Origin of the sequence: Streptomyces sp. NPDC057963 (assembly GCF_042887155.1) — a bacterium.
Classification (GTDB): Bacteria; Actinomycetota; Actinomycetes; order Streptomycetales; family Streptomycetaceae; genus Streptomyces.
Window position 1 is genome coordinate 658,483 of sequence record NZ_JBHVPX010000003.1, and the last position, 14,976, is coordinate 673,458.

The 14,976-nt window shown below is 72.4% G+C and carries 12 protein-coding genes; 8 read left to right on the plus strand and 4 right to left on the minus strand.

All coding sequences use genetic code 11. The features are described from left to right. Window positions 1-15 precede the first annotated feature (15 nt). Window positions 16-2,649, minus strand: a complete 2,634-nt coding sequence (locus ACFVT1_RS09940; protein ID WP_389793933.1) for an ATP-binding protein — start codon at window positions 2,647-2,649, stop codon at window positions 16-18. A 108-nt stretch (window positions 2,650-2,757) separates the two neighbouring features. On the opposite strand from ACFVT1_RS09940, the gene ACFVT1_RS09945 reads away from it, so the two are divergent. Together ACFVT1_RS09945 and cobF are read left to right on the plus strand one after the other, a co-directional pair. Then, window positions 2,758-3,291: a DUF309 domain-containing protein gene (locus ACFVT1_RS09945; protein WP_389793934.1), complete on the plus strand. Its 534-nt coding sequence runs from the start codon at window positions 2,758-2,760 to the stop codon at window positions 3,289-3,291. A gap of 100 nt (window positions 3,292-3,391) precedes the next feature. Continuing rightward, window positions 3,392-4,147, plus strand: coding sequence for a precorrin-6A synthase (deacetylating) (gene cobF / locus ACFVT1_RS09950; RefSeq protein ID WP_389793936.1), 756 nt, complete (start codon window positions 3,392-3,394; stop codon window positions 4,145-4,147). Here the strand turns inward: cobF and ACFVT1_RS09955 are convergent. Next, on the minus strand, window positions 4,116-4,913 hold the full coding sequence (locus tag ACFVT1_RS09955; RefSeq protein ID WP_389793938.1) for a cobalt-precorrin-6A reductase: 798 nt from the start codon (window positions 4,911-4,913) through the stop codon (window positions 4,116-4,118). The two genes, cobF and ACFVT1_RS09955, sit on opposite strands and share 32 nt — an antisense overlap. Window positions 4,914-4,993: 80 nt before the next feature. Between ACFVT1_RS09955 and ACFVT1_RS09960 the strand changes: the two genes are divergently transcribed. Beyond that, a complete protein-coding gene (locus ACFVT1_RS09960) occupies window positions 4,994-5,428 on the plus strand; it encodes a hypothetical protein (protein ID WP_389793939.1) in 435 nt (144 codons plus the stop codon). A gap of 158 nt (window positions 5,429-5,586) precedes the next feature. Here ACFVT1_RS09960 and ACFVT1_RS09965 read toward each other — a convergent pair whose 3' ends face one another. Then, window positions 5,587-7,020 (minus strand): FGGY family carbohydrate kinase, encoded by a 1,434-nt coding sequence (locus ACFVT1_RS09965; RefSeq protein WP_389793941.1) that lies wholly within the window; start codon window positions 7,018-7,020, stop codon window positions 5,587-5,589. Between the two features lie 458 nt (window positions 7,021-7,478). Between ACFVT1_RS09965 and ACFVT1_RS09970 the strand changes: the two genes are divergently transcribed. The 3 genes from ACFVT1_RS09970 (at window position 7,479) to ACFVT1_RS09980 (ending at window position 11,604) form a co-directional block, all read left to right on the plus strand. After that, complete coding sequence (locus ACFVT1_RS09970; protein WP_389793943.1) at window positions 7,479-8,486, plus strand: hypothetical protein; 1,008 nt, start codon at window positions 7,479-7,481, stop codon at window positions 8,484-8,486. A 93-nt stretch (window positions 8,487-8,579) separates the two neighbouring features. After that, entirely contained in the window at window positions 8,580-10,109 is a 1,530-nt protein-coding gene (locus ACFVT1_RS09975) for an amino acid permease (protein WP_389793945.1), read from the plus strand. 310 nt (window positions 10,110-10,419) lie between these two features. Then, entirely contained in the window at window positions 10,420-11,604 is a 1,185-nt protein-coding gene (locus ACFVT1_RS09980) for a substrate-binding domain-containing protein (protein ID WP_389793947.1), read from the plus strand. Window positions 11,605-11,684: 80 nt separating this feature from the next. On the opposite strand, the gene ACFVT1_RS09985 is transcribed toward ACFVT1_RS09980, so the two are convergent. Then, window positions 11,685-11,903 (minus strand): hypothetical protein, encoded by a 219-nt coding sequence (locus ACFVT1_RS09985; protein WP_389793949.1) that lies wholly within the window; start codon window positions 11,901-11,903, stop codon window positions 11,685-11,687. 133 nt (window positions 11,904-12,036) lie between these two features. Between ACFVT1_RS09985 and ACFVT1_RS09990 the strand changes: the two genes are divergently transcribed. Together ACFVT1_RS09990 and ACFVT1_RS09995 are read left to right on the plus strand one after the other, a co-directional pair. Continuing rightward, entirely contained in the window at window positions 12,037-13,077 is a 1,041-nt protein-coding gene (locus tag ACFVT1_RS09990; RefSeq protein ID WP_389793951.1) for a hydroxyacid dehydrogenase, read from the plus strand. Continuing rightward, window positions 13,074-14,975, plus strand: coding sequence for a DUF2264 domain-containing protein (locus tag ACFVT1_RS09995; RefSeq protein ID WP_389793952.1), 1,902 nt, complete (start codon window positions 13,074-13,076; stop codon window positions 14,973-14,975). Before ACFVT1_RS09990 ends, ACFVT1_RS09995 begins: the two co-directional genes overlap by 4 nt. Window position 14,976 lies beyond the last annotated feature (1 nt).

Sequence of the window (14,976 nt, forward strand, 5' to 3'; positions counted from 1 at the left end):
AGGACAAACATTACCTCACTCTGCGGACCGGATCGACGCCCGTGCCTGGTGGGCGCGGTTTGCCAGGGATTCGGCGCCGCATGCCGTGGCCAGTTTGTGGGCCCTGGCCAGTTCGCGTGGGGAGCGGATGGCGATGCCGTAGTCGACGAGGGCCAGGGCATGTTCGTACGCGGACGGGGACGCCTCCAGATGGCGGACCGACTCGGCCAGCAGATGCGTGGCATCCTCCGGGCGGGCGAAGAGGGCGACACAGCGCAGGGCCTCACCGATCGCGGTGTCCGTGCCGAAGCGTTCGGCGTGGACCCGGGCCGTGGTGGCGAGTTGGGCGGCGCGGAGCGGGTCCTCCTCGGCCAGCGCACGGGCGAGATCGCCCGCCCAGGGCGCCCGTACGCCGTTGTATCTGCCGCGGGGTTCGAGGGCCTGACCGGCCGCTTCGAGTTCCGTGGCCGCTTCCTTCATACGGCCTTCGGCCAGCAGCAGCCGACCACGTACGCACGGGGCGTCGGGCAGCACCATCGCGCTGGGGTAGGGCGAGCCGAAGTCGTAGCGGTCGGCGATCTGGCGGGCCTCGGTGACACGGCCGCGGGCGACCAGGGTGTCGATGAGGAGGCAGGCCGCGTCCCAGTGGACGGGAAGTCCGCTGCCGACACGGTCGGCGAGGCGCAGCCCTTCACGGAGGAAGCCCTCGGCCTCGGCGAGCCGGCCGCGACGGCGGTGGACCAGCCCGAGCAGGGTGTGCGCGAACGCGAGGTGCGCGCCGCTCCAGCCGGAGATCTCGAAGGCGCGGACGGCCTCGCCGAACAGTTCCTCGGCCCGGTCTACGTGGTCCGTGAAGGCGTAGGTGATGCCGACGAGGGTGGGGAGTTCGAAGCCCCATTCCGTATCGGTCCAGCCGAGCCCGCGTGCGGGATGGCCGTCGACCAGGGCGCGTTCGCAGAGGTCGACGATGAGCTGGGCGTTCTCGCCGCGCATCATGGCGTCGAAGGCGCGGATGGTGAGCAGGGCGCGCTCGGCGTTGTCGCGGCCGGAGAGGTGGTCGGCGTTCCGGGCGAGCCGGCCGGAACGGGCGGGTCCGTCGTCCTCGGACGCCTGCATGCCCTCCCAGAGGAAGTGGGCGGCCTGGAGCCGCATCAGGCCGGGGCCCGGGGCGGTGCGCGCGGCCTCGGCGGCGAGGGCACGTGCCGCTTCCTTCAGCTGGTTGTTGTGGGAGTGCGCGGCTGCGAGCCGGTAGGTGGCGTCGACGCGCTGGTCGCCGGAGAGTCCGGGCATGTCGAGGGCGTCGCGCAGGTGCTGGACGGTGGTGGCGGGCGAGCTGAGCAGTGTGGCGCAGCCCAGTTCGTACAACAGGGTGGCCTTCACGCGGGGGCTCGGTGGTTCTTCCAGGGCGCGTTCGAGGCAGCGGCGGGCGGCCTCCGGGGCGCCGACCGCGAGGTGCTGCTTGGCGGCTTCGCGGAGTTGCCCGACGAGTTCCTGGTCGTTGTCCGGGTGCACTTCGAGGAGGTGGCGGGAGGCCGCTGCCGGGCCGAGCCCCGCGCGGGTGATCGCCCACGCCGCCCGGCCGTGGAAGGCCGTGCGGGTGGCCGGCGGGATGGAGCGGTACACCGCGGTGGCGATCAGCGGGTGGACGAACTCCAGCGGGTCGAATCCGGTGACGATACGGGCTTCGCGCAGCCGTGCCGTGCAGTCGGCGGCCTCGGCGGGGCTCATTCCGGCAAGGGTGGCGGCGAGGTCCTGCGAGATGTCCGTGCCGAGGACGGCCGCGGCCCAGGCGAACCGGTTGGCGTTGGTACCGAGCCGTTCGAGCCGGGCGACCAGACCGCTGCCGCGGGCCGATGCGCCGAGTTCGCGCAGCAGCCCGGCCGACTCCTCCAGCGGCACCAGTTCGCGGTCCTGGACCTTGGCGACGAGTTCGACCGCCTCGTAGGGGTTGCCTCCGGTGACGGCCCACACCTCGCGGCAGAACGGATCGTCGGCGTGTTCGCCGAGCGCCGCGCGGACCAGTTCCGCGGTGGCGTCCGGGGTGAGGGCGCGCAACGCCACCCGGACCTGGGCGGGATGGGCGCTGCCCGGTCCGCTCTCCTTCTGCCGCGCTGCCAGTTCTTCCGGCCGGTGGGCCTGGACGACCAGGACGGGCAGTTCGCCGAGGCGGGCGGTGAACGAGGCGAGCCAGGCGAGGGATTCGCCGTCCGCCCAGTGCGCGTCGTCGATGACGAGCAGGAGCGGACGGTGGCTCAGCCGGGACGCGAGCCGGGAGACGACGAAGTCGAGGCCGTCCCGGACGCCTTGCGGATCCGGCTGCGGACCGCTCGGTTCGGCGAGTCCGAGTGCGGGCGCGGCGATCTCGTACCAGGGCCCGAACAGGGTACGCACCTCGTCCGGCGGGAACTGGTCGAGGGCGGGCTGCAGCAGTTGGCGTACGACATGGAACGGCACGGACGTGACCGTTTCGCCGCCGCGTGCGGACCAGACGGTGCAGCGGTCGGCGGCCATGGCCCTGATCTCGGCGAGCAGCGCCGTCTTGCCGATGCCCGCCTCGCCGCTGAAGATCAGCAGCCCGCCGGCTGCCTGGGCGCCGCACAGGGCGTCCACGGCTTGTGCGGCGGCGGCGAGTTCCGGCTCGCGCTCGTACAGTGGCCGGGACTGCTTCATCCCTACCCTCCCCAAAGTGGTGCGGATGACAGTCGACACTAGTCGTGCACGGGGGTCCACGGACAGTGGTTCGGCCAGTTCGCCGCAGGTGCGGGGCACAATCGGAGGGTGGACGAGACTCGCAGGGACCGCGACGCGGAGGGCCGCGCGCGCAATGCGCGCCCCCGTGACGGGCTGGGACGCCCGCTGCCGTACGGGACGCCGGGAGTGGAGCGGCAGCCCGAGGGGGTGGTCCGCACCCCCGAGGAGACCTTGCGGGAGGCGCAGCGGCTGCTGGACGCGGGGATGCCGTTCCACGCGCACGAGGTGTTCGAGGACGCGTGGAAGTCGGGACCGGTGGCGGAGCGGGAGTTGTGGCGGGGGCTCGCGCAGCTGGCCGTCGGGCTGACGCACGCGGCCCGGGGCAATGCCGCGGGCGGGGCCCGGCTGTTGCGGCGCGGCGCGGCGGCGCTCGCGGAGTTCGCAGCCGCCCGGCCCCATGGGATCGGGGTCGACGGGCTGATCGGCTGGGCCGGGGAGCTGGCGGCGCGGGTGGAGCGGCGCGAGGCCCGCGGCGCGGACGCGGCCGGCGGCCGGGTGCCGGACGACCGCCCCGTGGACGCCGCCGCCGAGGCACCCCGCCTGCGGCCCCGGGACCGGTAGGGCCGGCCCGGCGGACCGGGGTCGCGACCCGTCCGCGGTCCGCCGGACCGGTCCCGGCCCCGGCGCCCGGTGCGGTGGGGCGTGGGGCAGACTCGGTGCGGTGAGAAAGATCTATGTCATCGGCATCGGCGCGGGCGACCCCGACCATCTGACCCTGCAGGCCGTCAAGGCGCTGAACCGGGCGGACGCGTTCTTCATCCTCGACAAGGGTGAGGAGAAGTCCGACCTGACCGGGCTGCGTCGGGACATCCTCGATGTGCATGTGGAGAACGCCGCGTACCGGCTCGTCGAGGCGCGTGATCCGGAGCGGGACCGCAGGACGCCGGACTACTCACCCGCGGTGGACGACTGGCGTCGGCGCCGCGCGGATCTCTACGAGCGGTTCATCGCGGAGGACCTCGGCGAGGACGAGTGCGGGGCATTCCTGGTGTGGGGCGATCCCGCCCTGTACGACTCCACGCTCGGCATCCTGGAGGAGATCCTCGACCGGGGTTCGGTCGCGTTCGAGCACGAGGTGGTCCCGGGGATCAGCAGCGTCTCCGCGCTGCTGGCCAGGCACCGGACGGGGCTGAACCGGGTGGCGCGCCCGGTGCAGATCACGACGGGCCGGCGGCTGGCCGAGGGGTGGCCCGAGGGGGTCGACGATGTGGTGGTGATGCTCGACGCCCGGCAGGCGTTCACCCGCCATCTCGACCAGGACCTCCACATCTACTGGGGCGCGTACGTGGGGACCGAGGACGAGATCCTGGTCTCCGGGCGCCTCGCCGAGGTGTCGGACCGGATCGAGGAGTTGCGGGCCGAGGCGCGCGCCCGCAAGGGCTGGATCATGGACACGTATCTGCTGCGCCGCGGCTGAACCGGCCTTTCCCACGGAGCAGCCGGAGCACCGACGCCACATCCTGCACGAGGGGCACGCCGTCGGGCGGTGGCGGGCGGCGGACCACGACCACGGGCAGACCGAGGTTCCTGGCCGCGGTGAGTTTCGCGGCGGTGGCGGGGCCGCCGCTGTCCTTGGTGACGAGGACGTCGACGGCGTGGTCGCGCAGCAGCGCCGTCTCCCCTTCGACGGTGTACGGGCCGCGGTCGAGGAGCACGTCCGCGTGGCGGGGCAGTGGCGGCTCGGGGGGCTCCACGGACCGTACGAGGAAGTGGAGCGCGTCCGCGCCGGGGGCGGTCGCGAAGACGGCCAGGCCCAGGCGGCCGGTGGTCAGGAAGATCCGGCGGCCCAGGGCGGGCAGCCGCTCGGCGGCGTGGGCGAGGTCGTCGACCGGGTGCCAGCGGTCGCCGGGGCCCGCGGTCCAGCCGGGACGGCGCAGCGCGAACAGCGGGGTGCCGGTGGCCTTCGCGGCCTCGGCGGCGTGGGCGCTGATGGTGGCGGCGAACGGGTGGGTGGCGTCGACGACGGTGTCCACGCCGTGGGTGCGCAGCCAGTCCGCGAGGCCCCCGGGGCCGCCGAAGCCGCCGATGCGCACGGCACCGGCGGGCATCCGGGGCCGGGCGACCCGGCCGGCCAGCGAGGTGGTGACGCGCGTCGTCGCGGCGCCGCCGCCGGGCCCGGTCAGCTCGGCGGCGAGCTGCCGGGCTTCGGTCGTGCCGCCGAGGACGAGAATGTGGCCGGGCATGCACCGAACCTACGTCACTTTCGCCGCCCGGCGTCCGGAGCGGTGAACAGGGGCGCCCGCAGCCATTACGATCCGGCGTCATGAGCACTTCTGACCAGGACCAGGCCGTGGACCTTCCGATAGAGGCTTCCGGAACGGCTTCCGAGGCCGTTTCCGAGAAGGCCTCCGAGGCGGCCTCGGAGTCGGGGAGCGACACCGAAGCCTCTCCGGAGAGCGCCTCCGGGGCCGATGCGCAGACGGCACCCGAGCCCGACGAGCGGCGGCTGACGCCACGTCAGGCGAGACGGCTGCGCATCGTGCTCTCGTCGGTCGGCATGGCGGCGATGGCGGTGGTCCTCGCACTGCGGATCGCCAGCCGGTCGTCCGTGCTGGTGGTCGGGGTGTACGGGCTCGCGCTGATCCTGTGCGGGATCGTGATCGAACTCAGCAGGAACGGCCGGACCCGGCTGGGCAGTTGGCTGCTGGGGATCGGCCTGCTGGCGGCGATCGGATCCGACTGGCTGCTGATTCCCTGACGTACGGTCGGTCAGCGCACCGCGATCCGCACGGCCGTGCCGTGCGGATCGACCCGGCGGCGCCGACGACGGTCACGTCGTAGACCGGGGCCCCGGGACCGGCCGCCGGTGCTCCGGCGGTGGTGATCGTGCGGTTCAGGGGGTGGCTCTCGTACGCGTCAGGCATGTTCCAGCAGGGTCTGCACGGCCGCACGGAATCCGGCGAGGCGTTCGGCCGCCTCGTCGGCTCCGATCCGGGGCTCGTACACGGCGGCGGGCTTCCATTCGGGTACGGCCTGCCGGAGCGGGAGCCGCGGGTCGAGGCCGAGGCGGGCGACGGCACCGATGCCGAGCGCAGTGACATCGGGCAGTGCGGACACCTCGACGGGGCGTTGCAGCAGATCGGCCTGGGTCTGCATGAGCAGGGCGGAGCGCGTCAGGCCGCCGTCGACACGGAGCGAGGTCAAGGGGGATCCGAGATCGGTCGCGACCGCTTCGCAGAGTTCGACGACCTGTGCGGCGATGCCTTCGCACAGGGCGCGCACCAGGTGGCCTGCGGTGGTGTCGAGGCCGAGACCGGTCACCGATCCGCGCAGGTCGCCGCGCCACCAGGGAGCGGCCAGCCCGGCGAGTGCGGGGACGAACGTGACGCCACCGGAGTCCGCGACGCCGGCGCCGACCGGGTCGAGGTCGGCCGCGTCGGAGATCACCCCCAGGCCGGCGAGCCAGTCGACGGCGGAGGCTGCGGTGTAGACCTGTCCGTCGAGGCAGTAGCTCGTACGGCCGCCGAGCCGCCAGGCGACACAGCTGACGAGCCCGGTGGAACCGCGGCGCGGCGCGGGCCCGGTCTGGGTGAGCAGGAACGCCCCGGTTCCGTAGGTGCACTTGGCGTTGCCCGGGTCCAGGGCGTTCTGGGCGAGGAGGGCGGCCTGCTGGTCGACGAGGAGTCCGGTCAGCGGGAGTTCACCGCCGAAGGCGCTCGTCGTACCGACCGTCCCGTCGGAGTCGACGACGGCCGGGAGGCGTTCGTCGCCGAGGCCGAAGACGTCCAGGGCCTCGGGTGACCAGCGGACCCGGTCGAGGTCGAGCAGCTGGGTGCGTCCCGCGGTCGCCGCGTCCGTCACGAACGCACCGGTCAGCTGGTGGACGAGCCAGGAGTCGCTGGTGGTGACGGTGCCCTCACGGGTCAGCTCCCGGCGGATCCAGGCCATCTTGGGCGCGGCGAAGTACGGATCGAGCGGAAGCCCGGTGAGCCGCGTCAACTCTTCGCCGTGTGAGGAGAGTTCGGCACAGATCGAAGCGGAACGCCGGTCCTGCCAGACGATCGCGTCGGTGAGCGGCCGCCCGGTGTCCGGATCCCAGGCGAGCACCGTCTCGCCCTGGTTGGCGAGGCCGACGGCGACCACCGGTTCGCCCGCTTCGTGCAAGGCCCGGCGTCCGGCGTCGACGACCGAGCCGAGCAGTTCTGCGGGATCGACCTCGACCGCTCCCCCGGCGCCGTGCCGCGGCCGCACCGGCGCCGAACCGGAGCCGATCACGCCGCGCTCGGGGCAGATCACCAGCGCCTTGGTTCCCGACGTGCCCTGGTCCACAGCGAGTACCGGGCCTGTCATCGACACTCCAGCTGTACGGAAGCTCTGCGGCTTGAACGGAATCGTGATCATCGATCTGTGCCGCCCAGACTGGTGCAGACCACCGCGTACGTCAAGGGCCGACCGGGTGCGCGTGCGGAACGACCGGACGCCGGTCAACGTCCCTTCGTGTGCGTCGACTTGAGTAAGATCCGCGAATCGGTCCGGCGTTCGGCGCAACTGGCCTTACACTCACCGCCGAGCAACAACCGGACGCTTTCGAGCAGTTCGTTTTTCAACAGCTGCTTCACCCCCCACGTCCTTGAGGATTGATGAGACCGACACCCCGCCCCGAGCGCCGAGACTTCGACTCCCGGGCCTTCCGATTCCGTACGGGTTCCATGCCACCGCCGGGTTGCGTGACGTGCTGAGGAGATTCCCCAACCGTCGCATGCCGTCCCGCCGCATGTCGTCCCGTCGCACGGGGGCAGGGCGATTCCATGGCCAACAGTGATTTCCGGCCGGTCTACCACCCGGCCGGCCATGACAATGAATTGCGTGTCGCGTTACAGGATTTGCGCACCGGACGCTGGATGTCCATGCGGAACCTGCTGGAGAGTACGCCGGACTGGACCCTCTGGACCCAGCGCACACAGGTTCTCGGCGCGGTCGCCGCCGGTTCGGACGCGGTGCAGGCCTGGCAGGCCGAGGAGCCCCGAAGCGTCGCCGCCGCCGTGATGAACGCGCGGGTCGTCGTCGAGCGGGCCGTGCGGGCCCACCGCGAGGGCCACCACCGCGCGCAGGAGCTGTGGCAGGAGGCGTGGGGAGCCTGCCGGACGGCCGCACACACCTCGCCCGCGGACCCGGTGCCCTGGGTGTGCCTGCTGGCCCTGTCCCAGCTGGACGAACACCAGCAGTTGGAGGAGCACCGGCTCCATCCGCCGGGGCCGATGCTGTTCCCCGGCCCGTGGGGGCTGCTGGCGGAGGCCGACAAGCGCGATCCGTGCAATCGCGAGGCCTACCACCGAATGCTCCAGTTCGTGTACGCGCGCAAGGGCGGCGGAAGTCTCTCCGAAGCGTTCAACTTCGTCCAGTGGGCGTCCTCCTCGGCTCCCGACGGCTCCGCACTGCATGTACTGCCCCTGTATGTGCGGGTCGAGCGGTACCGCCGCGAGCGCGGTCACGAGAAGGCCCTGGATCTCCACTGGGTCACCGAGGACGCCGAACGGGACGCGGCACGGGCACTGGAGCTCTGGTTCCGCCGCACGGCGCCGGTCTCGCATTCCCTGCCCGACCTGAACCATCTGGCCCACGCCCTGTGGGGGGCTCTCCAATTCGCCGACGCAGCACCGGTGTTCCGGGAACTCGGCCCCTATTTCACCTCGGTTCCCTGGCTGTACCGCACGCGTGATCCCAAGAGCCCGGGAGGCGCCGAGGAAGTGTTCCTGCGCGCCCGGAGCCGCTGCCTCACCGTGTCCCCCGGCCCCGGGCGGGGGCCGCACGGCTGAGCCGGGACACCGAGCCGGCGCACGGCCGCCTTCTTCCGTTCCGGACCGATCCCTTTCCGTCCCTTCCCCAACCCGCTCATGGAGGTTTTTCCCATGTCCATATCCACCCCGACCCAGTCGGGTGCGGAGGCCGTCCCACCGAAGGACGAGGAGCAGCGCCTGCGCGAACTCGGCTACCAGCCGGTGCTCGCCCGCCGCATGGGCGGCTTCGGCAACTTCGCCATCAGCTTCTCCGTCATCTCCATCCTGTCCGGCTGCATGACCCTGTACGGCTTCGGCATGTCGACCGGCGGCCCGGCGGTGATGCTCTGGGGCTGGGCCGGCGTCGGCCTCTTCGTGCTCTGCGTCGGCATGGCACTCGCCGAGGTCACCAGTGCCTACCCGACGTCGGGGGCGCTGTACTACATGGCCGACCGGCTCGGCGGCCGCAAGTGGGGCTGGTACACCGGGTGGCTGAATCTACTCGGGCTGCTCGGCGCGATCGCCGGTATCGACTACGGTGCCGCGCTGTTCACCGGTGCGCTGATGAACCTGCAGTGGGGATTCACCCCCACACCGGGCAAGACAATGATCATCTTCGTCTGCATCCTGCTGCTGCATGCCGTGCTGAACCTGTTCGGTGTCCGTCTCGTCAGCGTGCTCAACTCCATCAGTGTGTGGTGGCATCTCGGCGGTGTCGCGGTGATCGTCGCCGTGCTGGCCATCGTGCCCTCGCACCACCAGTCGCCGTCGTTCGTCTTCACCGAGTTCGTCAACGACACCGGCTGGCACAACCCGTTGTACGTGGCGGCGATCGGCCTGCTCCTCGCCCAGTACACCTTCTGCGGCTACGACGCCTCCGCCCATCTCTCGGAGGAGACGTCCAACGCCTCGGTGACGGCCGCCAAGGGCATCGTCCGCGCGATCTGGGTCTCCTGGGTCGCCGGTTTCGTCCTGCTCGCCGGACTGACCTTCGCGATCCAGGACTACGCGGGCACCCAGAACAGTGCCACCGGGGTGCCCCCGGCGCAGATCCTGATCGATGCGCTCGGCACGTCCGGGGCCACGGCCATGCTCCTGATCGTGATCGCGGCGCAGCTGTTCTGCGGCAACGCCGAGGTCGCCGCCGCCAGCCGGATGGTGTTCGCGTTCAGCCGCGACAACGCGCTGCCGGGTTCGGCACTGTGGCACAAGGTGAGTGCCCGCACCCAGACCCCCGTCAACGCGGTGTGGCTGTCGGTCGTCGTCGCCGGCGTGCTGGCACTGCCGTCGCTGTACTCCGCCACCGCGTACGGCGCGGTGACCGCGATCAACGTCATCGGCATCACGCCCGCCTACGCCATCCCGATCTTCCTGAAGCTGCGCTCCGGTGACCGGTTCGAGCGCGGGCCGTGGCATCTGGGCCGCTGGAGCAAGCCGATCGGCTGGATCGCCGTGGTGTGGGTCGCCATCGTGACCGTACTGTTCCTGCTTCCGCAGTCGTCGCCGGTGACGGTCGACTCGATGAACTACGCGTCGATCGCGCTGGTCGCGGTGCTGGCCCTGGCCACCGTGTGGTGGTTCGTCGCGCGCCGTTCGTACAGCACGCCGTCGGCGTACGGGAACGCCCGCGAGCAGGCGGAGATCGAGGAAGGCATCATCTGACCCGTCCCCGCCCGCCCGTCGTCCTCAGCCCTCCCGGGTCGCAGCGAGTGCCCAGGGAGGGCTGAGACGTGTGTGCGGTGATGCGGAACGCCGTGTGCGCTCAGCGCGGCAGCAGTCGGAGTCCGCCGAGGACGGTCGCGCCCCTCGCGCACGCAAGGCCGGCCCGGGTGCTTCCTCGGATCGGTGGGGCGTACGGGGCGGTCCACCCGTAGGTGCGGCAGAGGTGCGATGGCTATGCTGCGACCCAAACGCTCACAGGAAGCGTTCAAACGAACAACGCGCGGCGGTACGGCGAGGGGGCCAAACAGCGATGCGGGAGCCGGTTGAACTCAGGCGGCAGCGAATCCTGTCGGTGGTGGAGTCGCGCGGCGCCGTCAAGGTCAGCGTGCTCGCGGCCGAGCTGGACGTCTCGGTGGTCACGGTCCGGCGGGACGTCGAGGAACTGGCCCGGGCGGGACGGCTGCGGCGCGGACACGGCGTGGCCCGGCCGGCGGGAGAGGCGCGGCCGCCCGCCGCGGCGCCGGCACCGCGGGGTGACGGGTCCGCCGGGGACGGCGGCGCGATCGCCCTGGTCGTCCCCGATCGGCATTCGTACCTGTACGAGACCCTGCACGGCGCCCGGACCGTCCTGGAGGAGTCCGGGATGCGGATCGCGCTGCACATCGCGCACCAGTCGGCCGGCACCGAACGTCCGCTGGTGGAGCGGGCACTGGCGGACGGCGCGCGGGGGTTGCTGATCGCGCCGCGCTGGCGCAACGCGCGCTCGGAGGAGCTGGAGTACGGCTGGCTCGCGGACGTGGGGGTGCCGACCGTGCTGATGGAGCGCCGGCCCCGGCCGGGCAGCGCGCTGCACGCTCTGGATTCGGTCTGCTCGGATCACTGGTACGGGACGTATCTGGCCGTGGAGCACCTGGTGTCACTGGGGCATCGGCGTATCGTGCTGGCCGCCCGCGACGACAGCCCGACCGCGCGCACCATCCGCGCCGCCTTCGCCGGGATCGCCGCGGCCCGTGCGGAGGTGGAGGACTGGTCGGTGGTGCTCAGTTCTCCGGAGGCGGTGCCCGGCCCCGGCCCCGAATCTCCTGCTGCGGGAGCAGTCACCGCCGCGGGAGCCGATGCTCCGCCCGTCGCCGCAGCCGGCGCCCGCGCGCCTCTCGACCTCGCCGCCCTGCTGAGGGAACGGGGTGCCACGGCGGCCGTGCTGCACGGCGACGTGGACGCGCTGATGCTGGTGCAGCGGCTGGCGGAGAGCGGTGTCGAGGTGCCGCGCGACTGCTCGGTGGTGGCTTACGACGACGTGGTCGCGGCCCTCGGCAGCACACCGCTGACGGCGGTGGCGCCGCCGAAGGCGGAGATCGGGCGGGCCGCCGCCGAGTTGCTGCTCCGCCGGCTGTCCGGGGCTGCCGGCGCGGGCGGTCCGGTGCGCCGGACGGAGCTGCTGCCCACGCTCAAGGTGCGCGGATCCGCGCGGGAACGGGTCCCCACCATGAAATGATCGTTTGACCGCTTTGATTTTCTTCTGAGCGATCTATTGACCAGTACCGATCAGCCGATCAGGATTTCCCGTGACCCGGATCAGAAGCCGCGGGAGGCGCACATGCCCGGCCGACGGAGCCGTCGATCCGCGCTCGCCACGATCGCCACCCTGCCGATGACAGGCGCGCTCAGCGCGTGCGCCTGCGGCAGCGGCAGCGGCAGCGGCAGATCGACAACAGGGTCGGGCAGCACCGGCAGAACGGCCGGCAGGAACAGAAAGAGCAGCAGGACAGCAGGAACTCGAAGCGGGCCGCACACATCACCGCCTGGTCCGCCCTGCGCGGCAGCCAGGCGTCTGTGGTCGCGTTCAACCGCACCCACGACACCGCGGGCCCACGGCGAGCGCCGTCAGGCAGCCGGGCCACCACCTCCACCCCGTACCAGGAGAGAGATGTCCAGCACCGCCCCCGACGTACGCGTCACCCGGAATCGGCCGCGCGCGGCCCTCGCCATGAAGCCGGACGCCGCGGCCGCGCTCCTCGACGCCCGGTCCCTGGCCTCACTCGGCGAGGTGTACGACCTCGCTCCCCTGCCCGTACTCGACGACTTCACCACCGACCGGGCCCGCGCCTTACTGGCGGACGCGGAGGTCCTGGTCACCGGCTGGGGCTGTCCGCCGCTCGACGCGGCCGCCCTGGCCGCCGCACCGCGCCTGCGCGCCGTCGTCCACACCGCGGGCTCCATCCGCGGCCACATCACCGAGGCCTGCTGGGAACGCGGCATCGAGGTGTCGTCGGCAGCCGCCGCCAACGCCCTGCCGGTGGCGGAGTACACCGTCGCGATGATCCTTCTCTCCGGCAAGCGGGCCCTGGAGCGGGCGCGCGACTACCGGACGGAACGCCGCCGCGACAACTGGCTCGCCACCTCGACCGAGGTCGGCAACTACGGCCGCACTGTCGGGATCCTGTCCGCCTCGCTGATCGGCCGGCGCGTCATCGAACTGCTGCGGCCGTACGACCTGCCGGTGCTGCTCCACGACCCGTACGTCACCGAGGCGGAGGCCGCCGCGCTCGGCGCCCGGTCCGTCGGCCTCGGTGAACTGTTCGCACACAGCGACGTGGTGAGCGTCCACACCCCGCTGCTGCCGGCCACTCGCGGTCTCGTCAGCCGTGAACTGCTCACCTCGATGCGTCCGGACAGCGTGCTCGTCAACACCGCGCGGGGCGCCGTCATCGACCAGGACGCGCTCACCGACGTACTCCGGCAGAACCGGATCCGGGCGATCCTCGACGTCACGGAGCCCGACACCCTGCCCGCCGCACACGCTCTCTGGGAGTGCGACAACGCATTGATCACCCCGCATCTCGCGGGCTCCCAGGGCAATGAGTGGCGGCGCCTGGTCGATCTGGCGGTCGGCGAGGCCGGCCGCTGGGCCGCGGGCGACGGTTTCGCCCATCCCGTACGACGCGAAAGGCTGGCATTCCTCGCATGACCGCACCCCACCTGGGTTCACCCCTCGAACTCCCCGCCGAAGAGCGGGTGTTGAGCCCGCACACCGGCTACACCCGTGCGCACTGGGAGGCCGCGGCCGACGGGCTGCTCAAGGCCGCCTGGACATGGGCCACTCCGGGCGGCGCGCTGCTGGACCTGCCGGGCAGGCCATCCGCGTCCGGTGTGCGCTCCGACGGTCTGGAGGGGTACGCGCGCACGTTCCTCGCCGCCGCCTTCCGGGTGGCGGGCGCGGACGGCAAGGACCCGCACGGCTGGCTCGACCGGTACGCGGACGGGCTCGCGGCCGGCACCCTCACCCCCGGCCGGGACGACGCCGAGTCGTGGCCGCTGATCCGCGACCACACGGTCTTCGGCCAGCCCATGGTCGAATCCGCGTCGGTCGCCATCGGACTCCGGCTCACCCGGCCGTGGCTCTGGGACCGCCTGGAGTCCGGGGTGCGGGACCGCGCCGAGGAGTGGCTGCGCGGCGCGCTGCGGCACGTCCCCTCCCCCAACAACTGGTACCTGTTCCCCTACTCCGTGGCCGCGTTCCTGGAGTCCGTGGGCCGGGGCGACGCGGAGACCGCGCGGGCGAAGGAGCGCGCACTCGGTCTGCTGGAGGGGTGGTACCGCGGAGACGGCTGGTACGCGGACGGCGACGGCCGCGCCTTCGACCACTACAACGGCTGGGCGCTGCACCTCTATCCCGTGCTGGACGCGCATCTGTCGGACGACGCCGAGCTGTCCGCGCACTACGGCGCCCGGCTGCGCGAGCACCTGGAGAGCTACTCCCTGCTGTTCGGCGGCGACGGTGCGCCGATCCACTTCGGCCGGTCCCTGACCTACCGTTTCGCCGCCGCCTCGTCGGTGGCGCTCGGAGCTGTCACCGGGCACACCCCGCTCGCGCCCGGCGTCTCGCGCCGGGTGATCAACGGATCGCTGCGCTACTTCCTGGACCGCGGTGCGACGGGCACGGACGGGCTGCTGAGTCTGGGCTGGCACGGCCCGCACGAGGCGACTCTGCAGTACTACTCGGCCCCCGCGTCCCCGTACTGGGCGTCCAAGGCCTTCGTCTCGCTGCTCGCCCCGGACGGCCATCCGCTGTGGGCCGCGACCGAGGAACCCGCCCCGAGCGAGGGCCCCGACCGGGTGCTCGCGCTGCCCGCGCCCGGACTGCTCGTCCAGTCCACCCGGGCGGACGGGATCGTACGGCTGCACAACCACGGCAGCGACCATGTGCGCCCGCACGAGGGCGAGTCGGGGGTCGCGGACGATCCGCTGTACAGCCGTCAGTCGTACTCCACGGTGACCGGCCCCACCTCGGCGGCCAACGCGGCGGACAACCATCTGGCCGTGGTCGTCGCCGGGGTGCGCAGCGGTCGCCGCGTCATCCGTCCGCTGGGCGCCGGGAGCGGTGACGGCTGGGGGTGGGCCGCGTCCTGGCACCGCCCGGTGTTCACGTCCGGTTCCCCGCTGGTGCCGGGGATGCGGGTGGAGAGCGTCACCGTGGTGCGTGGCCGGTACGAGTTGCGGGTGCACCGGGTGCTCGGCGCGCCGCCCGGCGCCCGGGTGGAGCAGACGGGCTGGGCGACCGGCCGGGACGACACGCTGACCTCCGCGCTGCACGGCCTGCACGGCTGGGAGTCGCGGGACGGGATACGGGCCCCGCAGGGCACCGCGTACACGCGCTGGGCGGAGGTGCCCCGGCTCTCCGCGGCCGCGGAGGGCACGGTGGTGCTGGTGGCGCTCGCCTCGTTGACCGCGGAGCCCGGCGCGGCGCCGCTCGACGCGGTGGTGAGCGGGGTGGAGGTGGACGGGGACACCGTGGAGGTCCGCTGGGCGCGGGACGCGACGACGACACGTATCGGCTTCGCGCCGATGACGGTCACGCACGGGTGAG